We start from the raw sequence: 17,867 nt of genomic DNA, 5'->3' as shown, positions 1-17,867 counted from the left end.
TGGTCACGCACACCGCAAGGTCAGGCCGTCATGACGACATGGCAAGGCCGCACCCCTGTCCTGGGTGCGGCCTTGCCATGTCATCAATGCCGTTACCGCCTCGCCGCGGACCTGTACGGGCACCAGGACCCGTACGGGGCGCGGCAAGCCGCCTGACCGCCGACCGTTGCTAGCTGGCCACCAGCTCGCCCTGGTCGTCGGCGGACCGCTCGTACTCCTCCTTGGCCGTCTCCAGCAGGTCGCGCCACGAGGACACGTCCGGCCGCCGGCGCAGCAGGGCACGACGTTCGCGCTCGGTCATACCGCCCCAGACGCCGAACTCGATCTTGTTGTCGAGAGCGTCCGCCAGGCACTCGGTCCGCACCGGGCAGCCGCGGCAGATGAGCTTTGCCCGGTTCTGGGCAGCGCCCTGCACGAACAAGGCGTCCGGGTCCGCGTTACGGCAGGCGGCGCGGGCGGTCCAATCCGTGATCCACATCTTGGCCCCACTCCCCTAGGGTCTGTGTCGATTGCGCTCCATTGGCCGGACGGGCGCGGACGTCAGGCCGCCAAACGAAAGCCGTGGGGAAGAACTTACGGAAGTAAGACAGGTTTCAACAGTCCCCGAGGGGCCCATTCTCGATATAGCCCGCCCGGGCCATTCCGCCGGATCGGACTAGTCACCCGTCTGTGGTAGGGCTCCGGGACGCTCCGGGGCGACCCGCGGCACTGACAGGCTTCTCAACCCGGAGGGCTCCCGGCGGCTTGACGTTCCCTTGACACCGGCCGGGCCGAGTGGACAATTCCCCCCACCCCGCGGGAGCCGCGGCGGGCCACCGGGACGAGCCGGGCGCAGGCCGTCTCGGCCCAGGCAGTCCGGCCATGCGGCCGGCAGGACGGGTCGGGCGCAGTGGCACCCGCATTCGCGTACCGGTAGGGCGACCGGTCGCCGGGACGAGCCGGGGCGGCACGAGCATTTCCGTGATCGACAGATTGGCGACCGGCGCCCGCAGAGGGGCAGGACATGGTGATCAGTGCCGTGCGGAGGGTCGGGTGGGACGGTTGCGCAGCCCCAGGTTGACGGTCTGCTCCGGATGCACAGGTCATCCACGGGTACCGTAGGTGCCGTGCTTGCGCAAAAAGATGGTCGGAGTAACGCGCTCGTCCAGCTGATGCGGCTGCTGGGAGCGGGCGTGGTGGCAGGGATCCTGGTGGCGTTCATCGCGCTGCCGGGGGTCGGCAGCGTCGGACTGACCGCACGGGACGCCGCCCACGACTTCCAGGACATGGACTCCGACCTCGACACCGCGCCGCCGCCGGAGAAGACGGTCGTCTACGACGCCCAGGGCGAGCAGGCGGCGGTGTTCTTCGACAAGTACCGCGAGTCGGTGACCCTCAACAAGATCGCCCTCATCCTGCAGAAGGCGGTCATCGGCATCGAGGACTCGCGTTTCTACGAGCACGGCGCGCTGGACCTCAAGGGCACCCTGCGCGCGCTGGCCACCAACGCGGGCAGCAGCGACACCCGCCAGGGCGGCTCCACCCTCACCCAGCAGTACGTCAAGAACCTGCTGGTCGAGAACGCCCAGACGGACGAGGAGTACCGCAAGGTCACCGCGCCCACCGTCGAGCGCAAGATCCGTGAGCTGCGGTACGCGCTGACCGTCGAAGAGACGATGTCCAAGAACCAGATCCTCGAGGGGTATCTGAACATCGCCTACTTCGGCGGCGGCGCCTACGGCGTGCAGGCCGCCTCCAAGCGCTGGTTCAGCAAGCCCGCCGACAAGCTGACCCTGCCCGAGGCCGCGCTGCTGGCCGGCATCACCCAGAACCCCAGCGCCTACGACCCGAACCTGCACCCCAAGGCGGCGCGCGAGCGGCGCGACACCGTGCTGTACCGGATGGCGCAGCTCAAGATGATCACCAAGGCGGAGGCCGACGCGGCGGCGGCCAAGCCGATCAAGCTGAACGAGGACAAGCCGGTCGGCGGCTGCGAGACCAGCAAGGCGCCGTTCTTCTGCGAGTACGTCAAGTACGAGATGTATCTGATCCTGTCGGACGGCAAGTACTGGCAGATGTCCAAGGAACGCCAGGCCGAGATCCAGAACCGGCTCAAGCGCGGCGGCTACACCATCCGCACCACGCTGAGCATGAAGGCGCAGAACGCGCTGGACAAGGCGCTGCGCGGCACGGTCTCGCCGACCAGCAACAAGGTCGCCGCCGAGGCCATGGTCCAGCCGGGCACCGGGCACATCAAGGCCCTCGGCTCCAGCAAGCGGTTCGGCGCGGGCAAGGGCAGGACCACCCTCAACCTCGCCGCCGACAACCAGCACGGCGGCGGCGTGGGCGTGTCGGCCGGGTCCACGTTCAAGACGTTCACCCTCGCCGCCGCGCTGGAAGAGGGCATCCCGATCCGCACCAGCATCCACTCGCCCAACCGCACCGTCGTCAGCGGCTTCAACGACTGCAAGGGCGGCGGCTTCGGCCCCTGGAACGTGGCCAACGCCGACCCCGCCGAGAACGGCCCGTACAACCTCAAGAACGGCACCTGGCTGTCGGTCAACACCTTCTACGCCTTCCTGCAGAAGCGGGTCGGGCTGTGCGACGCGGTCAAGATGGCCGAGCGCTTCGGCATGAAGCAGGGCACCGGCAAGCCCCTCCAGCAGGTCCCGTCCCAGGTGCTGGGCGTGAACGAGGTCGACATGGTGCACCTGGCGGCGGCGTACGCGGGCTTCGCGGCGCGCGGCAAGTACTGCGAGCCGGTGGCGGTCACCGAGGTCGTCGCACCGGACGGCAAGAAGCTCAAGCTGCCCGAGAAGAAGTGCAAGCAGGTCGTCGAGCAGGGCGTCGCCGACCAGGTCAACGAGATCCTGCGGGGCGTGCTGACCCGGGGCACCGCCAAGAACATCGGCGGCATCGGGCGGCCCGCCGCCGGCAAGACCGGCACCTGTGAGGACTTCCACTGCGCGGCGTTCGCCGGCCACACCCCGAACATGGCCGCCGCCGTCGCCTACTGGGACTACCGCGGGCCCTGGCAGCACAAGGTCTACGGCGTCTATGGCGCCACGATCCCGGCGCCGATCTGGGCGCGCAGCATGCGCGGCGCCCTGGCCGGCGAGCCGGCCCCCAACTTCAACACCCCGGTCGGCGACTTCGGCGACTTCACCAACGTCCCGGACGTGCGGGGCCGCCGGCTCCCCGAGGCCATGGCGGCGCTCCGGCGGGCCGGCCTGGAGGTCGAGGTCGCGCCGCGCCCGATCCCGTCCGACCGGGAGCGGGGCACGGTGGCCAACACCTCGCCCGGCCCCCGCGCCGAGATCGAGCCGGGCGGCAAGGTGATCGTCTACCTGAGCAACGGCCGGGACCGCGGCCGCCCCCGGAACGAGAACGACGGCTTCCGGTGGCCCTGGGAGGACTGACCTGATGAAGAATCAGGCCCCGCTCACCTCCTGAGCGGGGCCTGATTCTTTACCGTGCCGATCTCGTCGGCCGTGCCCGTCTTGTCATTCGCGGCGGTCTCATCGGCCGTGCCGGTCCCGTCGTTTCCGTCGGCCTTCCGTCCGCCGCGTGACCTGATCCCGTCGCCATGCCCGGCGGCTTCGATGGTCCGGCGGCCGAGACGTTCCGAGCCGCTCCGGGCCGTTCGGTCAGGCGGTCAGGCGGCGCTTGACCTCGGCGGCCACCCGGGAGCCCTCCGCGCGGCCCGCGACCTTCGGGTTGACGACCTTCATGACCTGGCCCATCGCCTTCGGGCCGGAGGCCCCGGTCTCGGTGATCGCGGCGGTGACGATGGCCGCCAGCTCCTCGTCGGACAGCTGGGCGGGCAGATAGTCGGCCAGCACCGCGCTCTCGTCGCGCTCGGCCTGCGCCTGCTCCTCGCGTCCGGCGTCCGCGAACGCCTCGGCGGCCTCGCGGCGCTTCTTGGCCTCCCGGGTCAGCACCTTGATGATCTCGTCGTCACCGAGCTCCCGGGCCTGCTTGCCGGCCACCTCCTCGTTGCGCACCGCGGTCAGGGCCATGCGCAGCGTGCGGGTCCGTACCTCGTCACGTGCCTTCATCGCGGCCGAGAGGTCGGCTTCCAGCTTCCCCTTGAGAGCACTCATGGTCACCATCATGCCCGTAGGCGCACTGGAGCCTCATCCCGATTACCGGGTTGTGTGGATCGTTCGGCAGACCAGCACATCTCTGACAGCATGGGAACGTCGGGAAAGGCCCGGTCCGTAGGAGAAAACCGTGCGCAAGCTACACGCCGTACCGCTGGGTCTGCTGACCGCCGGTGCCACCACGTTCGGCTATGCGTCGGTGATCGAGCGGAACTGGTTCCGGCTGCGCCGCTTCGACGTGCCGGTGCTTCCGCCCGGCCGTTCACCCGTCAAGGTGCTGCATCTGTCGGACGCGCACCTCACCCCCGGTCGCAAGCGGCTGATCCGCTGGGTGCGCTCCTTGGACGAGCTGGACCCCGACCTGGTCGTCAACACCGGCGACACCATCTCCCACCCGGACGCCATCGGCTCCTTCCTGGACGCCCTCGGCCCGCTCCTGGAGCGCCCCGGGGTCTTCGTGTACGGCTCCAACGACCTGTACTCGCCGGTCCTGAAGAACCCGCTCCGCTACATCTGGCGGACCAGCCAGTCCGACTACAAGCGCCGACGCCGCCGCCCCGACCTGCCCTACCGGGAGCTCGGCTCGGCCCTGTCCGCGGCCGGCTGGCTGGAGCTCAACAACCGGATCGGCCGCCTCAAGGTCGGCGGGCTGGACGTGGAGTTCGGCGGGATCGACGACTCCCACATCAACCGCGACCGCTACGACCAGATCGCAGGCCCGGTTGACCCCCGCGCCGACGTCCACCTGGGCGTCATGCACTCCCCGGAGCCCCGCAACCTGGACCGCTTCGCCGCCGACGGCTACGACCTGCTGCTGGCCGGCCACACCCACGGCGGCCAGGTCTGCGTCCCCTTCTACGGCGCCCTGGCCACCAACTGTGGCATCGACCGCCCGCGCGTCAAGGGCCTGCACCGCCACAACGGCGCCTGGCTCCACGTGTCCGCCGGCCTGGGCACCTCCCCAACGGCCCCGTTCCGCTTCTGCTGCCCACCCGAGGCCTCCCTGCTCACCCTCGTCCCCCGCACCCCCTGACCCGTCCACCCGGAAACCGGAACGCACCACCCCCAACCATCCGCTAGACTCGTCAAGGCGCCGGGAGTTGGTACACCTCCCGGGCAGCCACCACCGGGGTGTAGCGCAGCTTGGCAGCGCGCTTCGTTCGGGACGAAGAGGTCGTGGGTTCAAATCCCGCCACCCCGACGCTGGTCAGGCCCTCTTTCGGGGCCTGGCTCGGAGGACGGCAACGTCCTCCTGTGGGAATTCTGTGGGACGATCTTCGGATCGTCCCACAGCTGTTTTCCGGGCAAGGCCCTGGAGCAGCTCGTCCAGTACTCCCACCGGCGACCGCGGGTGCAGCGCCGCCCGCGCTCGCAAAGCCGCTTCCCAGCGCTCGGTCAGCTCCTCCCGCAGCTCGGACCGCATCGCCGACGTCACATGCGAGTAGCGGGCGCCTCCGGGCGGCCGGTCGACAGTGGCCCGATCAGCGCTGTGTTCGGTGGCCTGGTCGGCGGCGTGTGCGGCCAGGACGCCGAGCCGGGCGTGGGCGAGCATCGCCAGTGTGATGTACCGATACCAGGCGCCATAGCGGCGGACCCCGTACTCATCCAGCCCGACCTCACACAGTCCCGCGGTGGCCGCCCGCGTTCACGCCACCACACGGTCCCTCACGAAGTGAGACTGGAGTGCTAACCGCCGACGATGAGGCCTCCGTCGGCGATGCAGGCCTCGACGAACTCCGCCATCACCCTGACGTCGGTCATCATCGTGCTTCCGAGCCCCGCGCCCACCATCTCCCAGTAGGCCCAGACGAGCTCGGAGCCGCGGTCGCCGCCGAGGATGCGGACGATCGCGCGGCACTCGGCGACGTCGGCGAACCCGCCCTCCCCGCCCTCGAACCTGCGCATCTCGATGGGGACCGGCTCATCGTGCCCTCCCAGTGACAGGATCGCCCGGACATGGGCCATCTCGATCGAGTCGAGCACCAGCGTGCGGGCACCGCCCGCCGACCTCATGACGAACTCCATGACCGCAAAGTGTCCCCTTCGGACCCCGCCCCTCCCAGGGACCCCCGTCACCTTCCGTCCGGGACGACCGGCCCGCGAGGAGGGTCTTGGCGTCGGAGACCTCGGTGTAGACCTTCATGGTCATTTCGATCTGGGCGTGCCGCTGGATGCACATGGCGACGCGGGGATGGACGTCCAGCACAGCGAGGAGCATCGCGCGGGTGTGCCGGGTGTCATGGACGGTGATCTTGGGGACGCCCGACTTGCGGCATCGCTCCTCGAAGCTGCGGTTGACGTTGTGCGGGCCGATCGGCTTGCCGTAGCGGGTCGTGAAGACCAGCCCGGTACCCGTCCAGTCGGCCCCGGCCGACCGGCCTCTAGCGTCGTTATGCGCCCGTGTGCCGGGAGCGGGCCTCGTTGATTTCCGCCTCGTGGCGTACTGCCCAGTCGGCCAGCGCTGACAGCGGTTCCAGCAGCGTGCGGCCAAGCGCGGTCAGGCTGTACTCGACGCTGGGCGGCACCGTCGGGTGCACCTCGCGTCGTACCAGCCCGTCGGCCTCCAGAGCTCGCAAGGTACGGGTCAGCATGCGTTGGCTGATGCCTTCGATGGCGCGGTGCAACTCGTTGTACCGGTGCGGACGACCCCCGAGCAGGATCACCAGCAGCATGCTCCATTTGTCGCCCACTCGCCGGAACACGTCCCCGACCGGACACGCGGCCAACTCGTCGGCGGGCACCGGGCGAGGCAGGTCGTACGCCAGCACAGAAGGAACACCGGTGTGCGTACCGGACATGAAACTGCCTTCTTTCGCCATCCGCCGGGGCGGCCCATGATCAGACGTGCCGCTGACGAGCCTAGGGAGTCATACCGTGCCGGACCAACCGCCCAAGACCGTCATCATCAGCGGCGGAACCACCGGCATGGGCCGGGCGGTCGCCCTGGAACGGCTGGCCAGGGGCGACCACGTCACTGTGATCGGCAGTAACGAGGCGAGGGGACGCGCCCTGCTCGACCGGGCCGCCGGTCCGAACCTGCGGTTTCTGCGGGCGGACTTGTCCTCGATCGCCGAAGTCGAACGGGTCGTCGCTGACATTTCCGGGCAACATCAGGCGATCGACGCGCTGGCGTTGTTCGCCAATCGGATCAGTCCCAAGTACAACGAGACCCCGGACGGACTTGAGTTCACCTTCGCTCTGTACTACCTGAGCCGCTATCTGCTCGGTCACCGGCTACGCCCACTTCTCGACGCCGCCCCCAACCCCGTGATCATCAACGTGGCCGGTGTCGGCAACACCGCAGGAAAGATCTTTTGGGACGATCCGCAGTTGACACGCCGTTACGGTCAGGTGCGCGCCCAACTCCAGGCCGGCCGGGCGAACGACCTGCTCGGCGTCGCGTTCGCCGGCCAGACGGAGAGCAAGATCCGCTACATCCTCTACCATCCCGGGTTCACCCGCAGCGGATCCGACGCCCACTCGAACCCGCTCATCCAGAACACGATCGAACTGCTCGCGAGGTTCTTCGCCCGCCCTGTTGTCGACGCGGTCCGGCCGATCGTCGAATGGATCGACCACCCGCCCGCAGGTGCGCTGTCCGCGATCGACCGCGGCAAGCCCGTCGACTTGTCCTTGAAGACCTTGAACCCTGACGATGCCGCCCGTCTCGCCGCCTACACGCAAGACCTGCTGCGCAGCCGTGGCCGCTAGCGCGAGTGCAGCCGAGTGCCGCAGGTCAGGGCGGTTTGGCGAAGGGGTCATTTCACTGACGCACGTCATGGTCCGCGTGTGACGACATCGGCCACGCCCGCCGCCCGATCGGCGTAGTCGGGCCGCGTTCTAGGCGGGGCCGAGTCCGAGGATCCGGGTGAGGATGGTGAGCTGGTCGGCGTAGTGGTGGACGAACTCGGGGGAGCGGGGGTCCACCTGGCAGACGCCCTCGATGACGTGCGGGAGTGTGGTGGTCGCCATCGCGGCGGCCATCAGCATGACGGTCAGACAGGCCGGGTCCACCTCGGCGGGCAGCCGGCCGGCCGCTTGCAGGGCACTGATCTCGTCGATGCTGCGTTGCAGTCGCTCCGCGCGTGGTGCGTGGTCGGGGTCGGTTTCCGGGCCGGTGTACTCCAGGCCGCTCCACGCCATGAGCCGGACGCCGTCCGGGTTGTTCAGCGCCTCCAGCGCGTACTGGTGGATCTGCTCGGGCAGCGGCATGCCGGGCGGCGCCAACTCGCTCTCGCGCTGCCGCCAGTGTTGCGATATGGCCTGGTAGAGGCCTTCCTTGCCGTCGAAGTAGTAGGAGATCAGCTGCTGGTTGACGCCGGCCCTGGCTGCGATCGCGCTGATCCGGGCGCCGGCGTACCCGTGCGCGGCGAACTCGGCCGCCGCCGCGTCCAGGATGCGCTTGCGGGTGCGGTCCGGATCGCGCTGCCGTTCCTGCGGCTTGGGTGATCGCCGGGGCTTGGACGGGGACACGCCACGATCGTACCTACGCCTGACCAGCCCAACCGACGGGACAACTTAATCAAACAGACAGTTGATAAAGTTAGATGAGTGGTTGATTATGGTGGCCGGACGTCATGATGACGTCCGTTCGGGTGCCGGTGGTGATGGCCATGACCCTGTCCTGGGGGTGAGCCACGGATGATCCGTCGGCTTCGGCCAGCGCGACGATGACGGGAGTGCCGAGACGATGACCCGACCGTACGACCACAGAACCCCTGTGCTCATCGTGGGAGGAGGTATCACGGGCCTGTCCACGGCGCTTTTCCTCGCACGGCAGGGGGTCCGCCCGACGCTGGTCGAGCGCCATCCGTCCACCGCGCTGCTGCCGCAGGCACGGGCGTTCAACCCGCGCTCGATGGAGATCTATCGCGCCCTCGGCCTGGAAGGGGAGATCCGTGGCCGCACGTCGATGTCGGCCGACCTCCCGGAGATGATCGGTGCGGACACGCTGACCGGCCGGGAACGGTTCCGCATCGATCTGCTGGCCCACGTCCGGCCGCCGGCGACCGTCAGTCCCACCGACTGGCAGATGATCGATCAGGACGAGTTGGAACGCATCGTGCGCGCCGCCGCCGAACGCGGTGGCGCCGACGTGCGGTTCGGCGCCGAGCTGGTCTCCTTCGCCGCCGATGCCGACGGCGTGACGGCCGTCGTGCGCGATCTCGGCGGCGACGATGAGTACCAGGTCCGCGCCGATTACCTGGTCGCTGCCGACGGTCACCGCGCGGGCGTGCGCAACCGGCTCGGCATCGGCGCGGACGGGCCCGGTGTCCTCTTCCACGCCGTGCATTTCGTCTTCGACGCCGACCTCACCGCTGCGTTGCGCGGACGCCGATTCCTGCTCGCCTACCTCGATCGGCCGGCGATGGGCACGGCCCTGGTGCCGACGCGTGAATTCGGACGGTGGTCGCTCGGGGTGCCCTACCGCCCGGAGACGGGTGAGAGCCCCGACGACTTCTCCGAGCAGCGCTGCGCCGAACTGGCTCGGGCCGCAGTCGGGGATCCAGACCTCGACCTCACGCTCGTGCCCCCGGTTCCCGGATGGCCTCAGCTGGTCTCCAGCAGCGCGATCGGCGGGTGGGTCGCACACCGGTACCGGGCCGGGCGGGTGTTCTTCGCCGGCGACGCGGCCCACGTCGTACCGCCCTCGGGGTCCTACGGCGCGAACACCGGCATCGCCGACGCGCACAACCTGGCATGGAAACTCGCCGCCGTGGTCAAAGGCCGAGCGGGAGACCCGCTTCTGGACACCTACGACGACGAGCGCCGCCCGGTCGCACAGGTAACGCTGGAGACCGCGATGCGGCACCTGCATGACCGCCACGAAGGCACCGGCGAAGACGTCACGGCGATCGACGACCTGACGATGACCTTCGGATACCGGTACGACTCCGCGGCCGTCCTCACCGAGACGCCCACCCCGGACGGACCGGTCGAAGACCCACGCCGGCCCAGCGGCCGCCCAGGTCTGCGCGCACCCCACGTATGGCTGGACCGGGCAGGGACGAGACTGTCCACAATCGACCTGTTCACCGGCGCCTTCACCGTGCTGATCGGCCCAGACGGCGAGGAGTGGGCCACGGCGGCCCGGACGGCGGCGGCGTCACTGGACGTCGAACTGGACGTTCACCACATCGGTGCCAAACTCCACGACGTTGAAGACCGGCTGCCGGACGCCTACGGCATCACGAGAACCGGCGCGACCCTCGTCCGACCGGACGGATTCGTCGCCTGGCGCGCCGCCGACCTTCCTCAGCGGCCGGAGCACGACATACAGCGGGCATTGACCCACCTGCTCGCACAGGATGCCCGCCACGACTAGATCGTTGACGGGAAGTCGTCGTTCTCCGGTCCCGAGGACATGGCACTTTGGCTGGTCTGCGACAGGCTTTGCCGCTGTGCTGGTCCGCAATCGGCGTCATGGTGTGGGGGTTACGTACGTCCTCTGTTCTCGTTCGGCACGTCGTCCGGGATGGGGTGGAGGGGAAGGCGTAGGACGAACCGGGCGCCACGGGGGCTGTCCTCGATTCTCAGGCTGCCGTCGTACGCCTCGGCGATCTGTCGGGCGATCGCCAGCCCCAGGCCGGTGCCTCCGGTGCCCCTGTCGCGGGCGGTGTCCAGGCGGGCGAAGCGTTGGAAGACCACCTCGCGCTTGTCCGGATCGATGCCCGGCCCGTCGTCGATCACCTCCAGCAGTGCGATTCCGTGCGGGAAGCGTTGGGCGTCCCACTGGGGACCTGGCGCACGGCGCAGGCGGACGGCGACGGTGGAGGCGGCGTGCCGTTCGGCGTTGTCGGTCAGGCTGGTGAGCAGGCGTGACAGCAGTGTTCGGTCGCCGTTCACCACCACGCCGGGCTCCAGCGCGTACTCGAACCTCTTGGCCGAGTTCTGTCGCTTCTCGCGCTCTGCGGTCACGAACTCGGCAAGGGCGATCGGCTCGCCCCCGGCCGGCCTGTTCACCTCCAGCCGTGCGATGGTCAGCAGGTCGTCCACGATCGCCTCGAGTCGGTCCACGCTGCTCAGGACGGCGTTGCCCAGCGTGGGCACACTGGTGTCCTCGGGCGCGTACAGAGCGTCCTCGACCTCGGCTCGTATCGCCGCGATGGGGGTGCGCAACTCGTGTGAGGCGTCGGAGGTGAAATGGCACTGCTGTCGCATCGCGGCCTGGAGGCGGGCCAGCGTGCGGTTGACGCTCCCGGCCAGGTCGTGGATCTCGTCCAGGCTCGGCGGAAGGGGGACCCGCCGGTCGGCGCCGGTCTCACTGATCCTGTCGAGTTCGGCCCGGATGGCGGTCACCGGTTTGAGAGACGTGGTGACGATCCGATGGCCGAGCCCGGTGATCGCCAGAGCCATCAGCGCGGCGCCTCCGACCACTGTTCCCGCCAGCCATGGGGTGACGTACCGGGGAACCGCGGGAGAGGCGCTGTAGACGGTCCAGTCCTGCCCCTCCCGGTGAGCCGACTGTGCGACCACGATGTTGCACTCGCCGGAGGGAAAGACTCCGCCGCAGACGACACCGGTGCGCATGTTCCTGCCGTCGGGGTCGAAGTCGGCCATGGGCGGCTTGCCCTTCAGTTGCGGTGTGGAGGCGACGACCACTCCCGCGGGATCGACGACCTGCACGTTGCGATCTTTCTGCTCGGCCAGCGGTGCCGCCAGTTGGTGGTGCTCCACTTGGTGGGCCACCCGGCCACCGGCCGCGATGACCTCGTCCCTGCGCTCCGCGGTGGCGAACCGATAGGCCCCGGTCATGACTATCACGACCATTAGCACAAACAGCAGCGCCGCTACCGTCCCGGCGAAAAGGGTGATGCGGGTTGTGATCGACCAGCGTCGTTGATTGTTCATCCGTCGATGTGCTTCCTGTCCATGGCCGACCGGCTTCGATCGGCGGGCCGGTCCGCGACGTCATGCTCTGCGGCCTGGCGCATCACCGGCGGGCGGAGCACGAACCGGGCTCCCTCGGGAGAGTCCTCGACAGTGAGGGGTCTGCCGTGGGCCTTTGACGTCTCGGGACAGATGGCCGGACGGGCGTCCTGGACGACGTCCTTCGCGGCTCTGTCACGAATCCCGAGATCGACAAGAGCACCGACCATCACGAAGACGATCAGTGACGGCACCCCCACGGTGGGCCTGTAACGCCCCTGGGTGGAGTGCGGGTACGACCAGCGCTGCCACTTGAACTTCAACGACACGTTCCCCCTCTCTTGGTACCGAAGAGGCCCTTCGCGGGCCCCTGGGTGCAATCCCGCCATAGGTCGAAGTCAAAAATCGCCTATGCATCCGTCGATCATTGGAAAATCAGGGGATTTCGGGCGAATCCGCTCTCACCTGGGCGCGGGGTGGGGCTGGTGAGGTCTTGTGACGGTCCGAGTGGAGGGTGCGCCGTCCGCGTCGCGTGATGACGAACGGCCGTTCACCTGGTGCGAAGGCGAGAGGGCATGTCGTTGATCAAGGCCAGGTCCGGAAAGGCACCCGCTGGTAGCGTGCGCCACCCCAGCCGGTACGGAACGTGATGCCAGGATTGCTCTCGGTTCGTCTCCGGCCTTCGTCCGCTGGTGGAGGAAGGTGGACCACATGCTGTGTCAGGTCCCGACGCGGTAATCCGCCGGGGACTGATCGGGGCGAAGAAAGTCCTGCCGATGGGGTCACCGCTTAAAGCACTTCCCAGGGAAAGGCATGCAGGGCGTACGGGCCGCGTCGGCGGGCGGGAAAGCAAGGTACGGTCACAGCCCGTGACCGGCAGGCTGTGTTACGCCGCACGCCGAGAACGACATGGGCCCCAAAGGGAGGAATCGTGCTCAAGCGACTGGCAACGGCCGGCGTTCTGGCTGCAACCGTAGGCGGCATGCTGGTGAGCGCCGCACCCGCGGTGGCCGACAACGGCCCCCATGCCCCGGGCAAGGCCAGGAAGCATTCCAAAACCTCCCAGAACGGCTGCGGCACCTACGGTGAGAAAGCGACCATGATGCGCAGCCTGGAGATCCTCGAGATCCACTACATCGTGATCGGGAACTCCCCTCAGGTGGGCTTCACGATTGCCGACTGCAAGCAGGATTAGCAGGGCCGGCGCTCCAACGGCGAAGACCGCCTCAGGGTTGTCCGCGCCTCAGAAGCCCGTCTCTCCGGTCGATTCCGGCGAAGACCGTCTTGTTCCCCCTGTCCAAGGAAATGCCGAGGGAGTGTCCGGGATGTGCGGGCCGCGTCGGCGAGCGGTAAAAGGTATGGTCGCAGTCTGCGAGCGGCGGGCTGCGTTGCGCGCCGAGAACGACATAAATCCCAGAGGGGGAATCGTGCTCAAGCGACTGGCAACGGCCGGAGCTCTGACCACGGTCGTGGGCGGCATGCTGGTGAGCGCCGCACCCGCGATGGCCGACAACGGAGCCTACAGCCTGGACCAGCACGGGAGCCGCCAGGGGGCCTCCGAGAACAGGTGCACTAACTACGGCGAGAACAGAACCCTGGTTCGCAGCCTGGAAATCCTTGAGTTCCACAACGTCGTGTTCGGTGGGGATGGCCGCCAGGTGGGTGTCACGACCAACACGTGCGTGCAGAGTTAAAAGTGCGGCCGGGCGCCGGCCCGTGGCATGACCGGGGATCGTGACGTCCGATCTTGCACGCAGGCCGGTGCCGGATGAGCTGCGGGAGCCGGCCGAGCCGTCGATCCCGCGGGTGCGGCAACGTTCGCCTGTCGCGGGGTCACTTGACCTGCCACAGGACTCCGGTGCCCCACTTGGGGTTCACCAGGTAGTAGTACCCGGCCTGGGCGCTTGGGGTGATGCGCAGGTCGAGGAAGGCGGTGCCGGTGGGGCCTCCGGTGACCTTGTAGGTGGAGTGGAAGTTCCGGGTCAGGAATCCGTCTTGCTGGGCGCCGGAGCCGCTGTGGTAGAGGTAGAAGTCCGTGGGGCCGGTCGTGGGCAGGCCGCCGAAGGCGAAGGTGATCCGGCCGGTGCCGGTACGGGTGAACGCCCCGTCGCTCGGGGGGTCGGTGACGAGGAAGATCCTCGGTTTGGCAGCGCGGGTCACCTCGATCTTGCGGGTGGCCCTGCGGTCCCCTTGGGCGGCGGTGAGAGTATAGGCGCCTTCCTCGTCCCCCGGGAGGAAACGCATGTCGAACTGCTCTCGATCGGTGACCTGCTCGGATGCGGACTGGTCGTATTCGGGCGGCAGGTCGCGCCGTTTCAGGACCTTTCCGGATGGGCTCGTCAAAGTCACCGTGACCTGTCGGCTCCGATCCGAGCCGACCACGCAGAAGGACCCGTGGAAAGGGATCGAGTCGGTGTGGGGCTCGCGCGGGTCGGGGGCGTCGGGGTAACCGTACTCTTGGGCCTCGGTCTCGTAGGGGGTCTGGAGGGAGAATTTCTGCTGCTCGTAGCAGGGATCGCCGCCGCCTCCCACCGGGGACCTCAACTGCTGGTCGATGCCCGCCGGGCGCTGGGCGGGGTTGGGATCCTCGAGAACAGCTTCGTGACGTGGCGCATTACTGCCCGCCGCGGTCGTCGGGCGCTCGACCGGAGGGCTCGCACGCGGCGGCTCTTCCGTGGAGGCGCAGGCTCCGCAGGTCAGCAGCAGAGCGGTACCGGCCGTGAGAATTCCTGCGGTGGAGCCCATGCGTATCTCCCTCCAGGGATACTCAGGCCTGCCCTGACAAGGATAATGGGAGCGCATGCGGCCGACTCATTGATCAGGGAGTACCGATGGCGGCCGAGACCAATGGCTCCCCGGAGACCGAAAACGAGGCGGACCTCGGCGGGACCGGCAACGGGACCGGCGCGACCCGGGGGCACGACAATGCCCTGCCCGCAGAGGTCACGCCGGACGAGCGACCTGGCCGCGAATCGCAGGAACGCGAACCACCGGAGCGGGAGGACGGCCGCTGGCGCAAGCTGGCCCCCTGGGGCGGTGTGCTGGTGACGGTCATCGGCCTGGTCTCCGCCGTGGTGGGGATACCCGGAGCCTGGCCGGCGTTCTGGCAGGTCCTGCCGTTCACCGATCCGCCGCCGCTCAACGGGGCGGTGAACATCGTCGTCTCCCCCATCGCGATCGACGCGCCGAAGAAGACGGACAAGGACCACAAGACCGCCCGGCAGTTCGGTGACGCGCTGCTGGCGATGGTGCAGGACGAGATCGCCGAACCCGGACGCATCGAGGTCGGGCCGGCGGCCGACGACGACGTCGGCGTGTACCGTACCGAGGCGGGCCGCGCCGAACGGCTCGGCAGGGACCTGTCGTCCCGCGGCGGGCACATCGCGATCTCCGGGACGCTCATCCCCGGGACCGTCGACCGGCTCCGGGTCGAGGTCTACCTCGACCGGAACAAACTGGACGAGGCCTACCAGCTCGGGGGACTGCAGCCGATGTCCACCGCGGACTTCGGCGACATCTCCACCAACCCTGCCGCGCGTCGCAACGCTCAGGACTTTCTGCTGCGCAAGGCCCGCCTGTACGCCCGGCTCCTGGTGGCCGTCGGTGAGTACGCGGCAGGCGGCGAGCAGGGCCTCGACAAGAGCATCAAGGCGATGCGCGCGTTGCAGCCGCAACTGTCCGGGACGGCCGAACGCTCCTTCGGCTGGCTGCTCATCGGAAACGCCGAAGCCCGCGCGAAACGCCGGGACGAGGCGGTGCGCGCCTACCGGAAGGCCCTCGAAGCCGATCCGGACTCCATTCGCGCCGAACTCGGGCTCGCCGAGATCGCCTACCTGCGTGCCGGAGGCACCTTCAGCGGAGAGATGTGCACCCCCAGGGTCTCCCGCGTTCCGGTACTGCGCCGGCTGGAGCGCCAGTACCAGGACCTTACCGCCGGTCTCGGCGACGATCGGCATGACCTGCGGCCCCGCGTGCAGTTCGCGCTCGCGCGCACCCGGTTGTGCCTGCTGCTGGTACGAGGCAAGGGCCCCATCGAGCAGATCGAGGACGGTTTCCTGGCCACGGCTGCCACCTGGGAGGACGACACCCGGAAGACATGGCTGCGCACCCTGACGGCCGACGCGTACGCGATGCTCGGCGAGACCAGCATGCTGCGGCTCGTGGACCGCGGCCCCGACCCCGTGACCGCCGCCCGCTACTTCCGGGCCGCCGCGGAGACCGCGCCGGACACCGAACGCCGGACCGCCTACCGGGATCGCTACCACGAGCTGACCAGACGCTGAATCGGCCCGATGCGGTACGGCGGCCGTCCGAGCGCCGGGCCGCGCCCCTCGGCCGCCGTCCGTCAGCGGAGGCCGGCGTCGCACACGTGGCCGACCGCCGTGGTCACGAGCGCGTTCCCGCGGGCTTGCGGAACTGCTCGATCATCGCCGCGTAGCCGTTGCCGCCGTGTCCATCGGCCATGGCCCGGTCGGCCAGGGCCTTGATGAACTTCGGGAGTTCGGCGTTGACACCGAGGGACTCGCTCTCGTGGACGAGGTGCTCCATCGCGGCCAGGTGGGTGTTGATGGTGGAGTCCAGGGCCGGGTACGCGCCGTCGTCGATCTGTTGTGCGTAGCCGGGCACCCAGTCGGCGACGGTCCCGATCCCCGTCTTCGCGATCGGGGCGAACGCGGCGGCGTCCACACCCGCCGCGCCGAGCAGGGCGGCGCCCTGGAGGAAGCCGTTCAGGATGTTCCACATCAGGCTCAGCACGGCCACGTCGTACAACGACGACAGGCCGTGGTCGTCGCCGAGGTACGTCGTTCCCGTGCCGAGGCTCCTCAGGACCGGCTCGTGCAGGTCGAAGGCCGGCCGCGGCCCGCTGTAGAGGATGACGGCGTCCGCCCCGACGGCCGCGGGGGCGGCCATGATCGCGCCGTCGAGGTAGGTGCCGCCCCGCCGTGCCGCCCACTCGGCGGTCTGGCGGGCCCCTTGTGACGTGCCTGAGGTCAGGTTCACCAGGACTCGGCCGCCGAGTTCCTCGCCCAGCGGATCGAGGAGTTCGTGCACGGCCTGGTAATCGGAGACGCAGACGACCACGAGCGGGCTGGCCGCGACGGCGGCGCCGACCGATCCGGCGAGTTTCGCACCCTCGGCGACGAGCTGTTCGGCCTTCGCCGCCGTGCGGTTCCACACGGTCGTGGGGTGTCCGTCGCGCAGGAACGCGCCGGCCAGAGCCTGGCCCATCAGCCCCAGGCCGATGACCGTCACGGGGGTGCGGTCGTCATCGTGATCGTGCATCATGCGCTCCCTCGAAGCAGGTGGATGGCATGGCAGAATCCTCAACGTTCACACCGGTATGAAGGTCAAGGAGAGCGGCGTGCTGATCGGGGAACTGAGCCGGCGGACCGGAGTACACCCGCATCAGCTGCGCTACTACGAGGCCCAGGGCCTGCTTGAGCCCGGCCGCGGCGCCAACGGCTACCGTGAGTACGCCGATGACGCCGTCCTGACCGTGGCCCAGATCAGGAAGCTGCTCAAAGCCGGGCTGTCCACCGAGGAAATCGGGTACATGCTGCCCTGCGCCACCGGCTCGGGCCCCGACCTGGAGCCCTGCCCCGAACTCCTGGACACCCTCCGAACGCGCCTGCACCGGATGGACGAGCACATCGACACGCTCGTCCACTCCCGCCAGGCCCTCCACGACTACATCGAGGCCACCGAACAGCGGGTGTCACAGCACCATCGGCGGTGCGACTCCACCGCGCCGGCATCGGCACAGGCGTGATCGCATGATCACCATGATCGGGGCCAGGACGAGGAAGCCCGGAAGGGGCTGCGGGTCGGGGTTGAGGAACCTCGGAACTGTGATTCTTGAGCTGGCGGTCGAAAAGTCGCGCTGAGCGCCCTGACCCCGGGCACGGCCTTGTCCTC

At 68.9% G+C, this 17,867-nt stretch carries 17 protein-coding genes and 1 tRNA gene; 9 read left to right on the top strand and 9 right to left on the bottom strand.

The genetic code is table 11. The features are described 5' to 3' along the window. Nucleotides 1–169 precede the first annotated feature (169 nt). Nucleotides 170–478 (bottom strand): WhiB family transcriptional regulator, encoded by a 309-nt coding sequence (locus C4U03_RS27810; RefSeq protein WP_103941707.1) that lies wholly within the window; start codon nucleotides 476–478, stop codon nucleotides 170–172. Nucleotides 479–1,106: 628 nt separating this feature from the next. Here C4U03_RS27810 and C4U03_RS27805 point away from each other — a divergent pair. Next, nucleotides 1,107–3,398, top strand: coding sequence for a penicillin-binding protein (locus C4U03_RS27805; RefSeq protein WP_160147127.1), 2,292 nt, complete (start codon nucleotides 1,107–1,109; stop codon nucleotides 3,396–3,398). Nucleotides 3,399–3,626: 228 nt separating this feature from the next. Here the strand turns inward: C4U03_RS27805 and C4U03_RS27800 are convergent, their stop codons facing one another. Then, nucleotides 3,627–4,082 (bottom strand): GatB/YqeY domain-containing protein, encoded by a 456-nt coding sequence (locus tag C4U03_RS27800; RefSeq protein WP_103941885.1) that lies wholly within the window; start codon nucleotides 4,080–4,082, stop codon nucleotides 3,627–3,629. 130 nt (nucleotides 4,083–4,212) lie between these two features. Between C4U03_RS27800 and C4U03_RS27795 the strand changes: the two genes are divergently transcribed. Both C4U03_RS27795 and C4U03_RS27790 read left to right on the top strand, forming a co-directional pair. Next, a complete protein-coding gene (locus C4U03_RS27795) occupies nucleotides 4,213–5,115 on the top strand; it encodes a metallophosphoesterase (RefSeq protein ID WP_103941703.1) in 903 nt (300 codons plus the stop codon). Nucleotides 5,116–5,209: 94 nt separating this feature from the next. Next, nucleotides 5,210–5,283 (top strand) — tRNA-Pro (locus C4U03_RS27790). A gap of 485 nt (nucleotides 5,284–5,768) precedes the next feature. Here the strand turns inward: C4U03_RS27790 and C4U03_RS41325 are convergent. The 3 genes from C4U03_RS41325 to C4U03_RS27770 are packed head-to-tail and all read right to left on the bottom strand — an operon-like array spanning nucleotide 5,769 to nucleotide 6,880. Beyond that, nucleotides 5,769–6,107, bottom strand: coding sequence for a hypothetical protein (locus tag C4U03_RS41325; protein ID WP_200827531.1), 339 nt, complete (start codon nucleotides 6,105–6,107; stop codon nucleotides 5,769–5,771). Then, nucleotides 6,004–6,573, bottom strand: coding sequence for a tyrosine-type recombinase/integrase (locus C4U03_RS43050; protein WP_103941699.1), 570 nt, complete (start codon nucleotides 6,571–6,573; stop codon nucleotides 6,004–6,006). Before C4U03_RS43050 ends, C4U03_RS41325 begins: the two co-directional genes overlap by 104 nt. Beyond that, a complete protein-coding gene (locus C4U03_RS27770) occupies nucleotides 6,473–6,880 on the bottom strand; it encodes a winged helix-turn-helix transcriptional regulator (RefSeq protein WP_103941695.1) in 408 nt (135 codons plus the stop codon). Before C4U03_RS27770 ends, C4U03_RS43050 begins: the two co-directional genes overlap by 101 nt. A 76-nt stretch (nucleotides 6,881–6,956) precedes the next feature. On the opposite strand from C4U03_RS27770, the gene C4U03_RS27765 reads away from it, so the two are divergent. Next, complete coding sequence (locus tag C4U03_RS27765; protein WP_103941694.1) at nucleotides 6,957–7,793, top strand: SDR family NAD(P)-dependent oxidoreductase; 837 nt, start codon at nucleotides 6,957–6,959, stop codon at nucleotides 7,791–7,793. A gap of 129 nt (nucleotides 7,794–7,922) precedes the next feature. On the opposite strand, the gene C4U03_RS27760 is transcribed toward C4U03_RS27765, so the two are convergent. Beyond that, nucleotides 7,923–8,555: a TetR family transcriptional regulator gene (locus tag C4U03_RS27760; protein WP_103941692.1), complete on the bottom strand. Its 633-nt coding sequence runs from the start codon at nucleotides 8,553–8,555 to the stop codon at nucleotides 7,923–7,925. A 217-nt stretch (nucleotides 8,556–8,772) separates the two neighbouring features. On the opposite strand from C4U03_RS27760, the gene C4U03_RS27755 reads away from it, so the two are divergent. After that, nucleotides 8,773–10,407: an FAD-dependent oxidoreductase gene (locus C4U03_RS27755; RefSeq protein WP_103941691.1), complete on the top strand. Its 1,635-nt coding sequence runs from the start codon at nucleotides 8,773–8,775 to the stop codon at nucleotides 10,405–10,407. A gap of 110 nt (nucleotides 10,408–10,517) precedes the next feature. Here C4U03_RS27755 and C4U03_RS27750 read toward each other — a convergent pair whose 3' ends face one another. Next, complete coding sequence (locus tag C4U03_RS27750) at nucleotides 10,518–11,837, bottom strand: sensor histidine kinase (protein WP_160147126.1); 1,320 nt, start codon at nucleotides 11,835–11,837, stop codon at nucleotides 10,518–10,520. 1,045 nt (nucleotides 11,838–12,882) lie between these two features. On the opposite strand from C4U03_RS27750, the gene C4U03_RS27740 reads away from it, so the two are divergent. Both C4U03_RS27740 and C4U03_RS27735 read left to right on the top strand, forming a co-directional pair. Further along, entirely contained in the window at nucleotides 12,883–13,146 is a 264-nt protein-coding gene (locus C4U03_RS27740; protein ID WP_146087556.1) for a hypothetical protein, read from the top strand. A gap of 232 nt (nucleotides 13,147–13,378) precedes the next feature. Further along, nucleotides 13,379–13,645 (top strand): hypothetical protein, encoded by a 267-nt coding sequence (locus tag C4U03_RS27735; RefSeq protein ID WP_103941683.1) that lies wholly within the window; start codon nucleotides 13,379–13,381, stop codon nucleotides 13,643–13,645. A gap of 139 nt (nucleotides 13,646–13,784) precedes the next feature. Here the strand turns inward: C4U03_RS27735 and C4U03_RS27730 are convergent, their stop codons facing one another. Beyond that, nucleotides 13,785–14,696, bottom strand: a complete 912-nt coding sequence (locus tag C4U03_RS27730; RefSeq protein WP_146087555.1) for a hypothetical protein — start codon at nucleotides 14,694–14,696, stop codon at nucleotides 13,785–13,787. 86 nt (nucleotides 14,697–14,782) lie between these two features. On the opposite strand from C4U03_RS27730, the gene C4U03_RS27725 reads away from it, so the two are divergent. After that, nucleotides 14,783–16,234 (top strand): tetratricopeptide repeat protein, encoded by a 1,452-nt coding sequence (locus C4U03_RS27725; protein WP_103941679.1) that lies wholly within the window; start codon nucleotides 14,783–14,785, stop codon nucleotides 16,232–16,234. Nucleotides 16,235–16,337: 103 nt separating this feature from the next. On the opposite strand, the gene C4U03_RS27720 is transcribed toward C4U03_RS27725, so the two are convergent. Continuing rightward, on the bottom strand, nucleotides 16,338–17,234 hold the full coding sequence (locus tag C4U03_RS27720; RefSeq protein ID WP_103941883.1) for an NAD(P)-dependent oxidoreductase: 897 nt from the start codon (nucleotides 17,232–17,234) through the stop codon (nucleotides 16,338–16,340). Nucleotides 17,235–17,313: 79 nt separating this feature from the next. Here C4U03_RS27720 and C4U03_RS27715 point away from each other — a divergent pair, with 79 nt between their 5' ends. Beyond that, nucleotides 17,314–17,721 (top strand): MerR family transcriptional regulator, encoded by a 408-nt coding sequence (locus tag C4U03_RS27715; RefSeq protein ID WP_103941881.1) that lies wholly within the window; start codon nucleotides 17,314–17,316, stop codon nucleotides 17,719–17,721. The last annotated feature ends 146 nt before the right edge of the window (nucleotides 17,722–17,867 follow it).

Origin of the sequence: Thermomonospora echinospora (assembly GCF_900108175.1) — a bacterium.
Lineage (GTDB): Bacteria > Actinomycetota > Actinomycetes > Streptosporangiales > Streptosporangiaceae > Thermomonospora > Thermomonospora echinospora.
The sequence above is the reverse complement of the archived record's forward strand: the minus strand, read 5'-3'. Positions and strand labels throughout refer to the sequence as shown.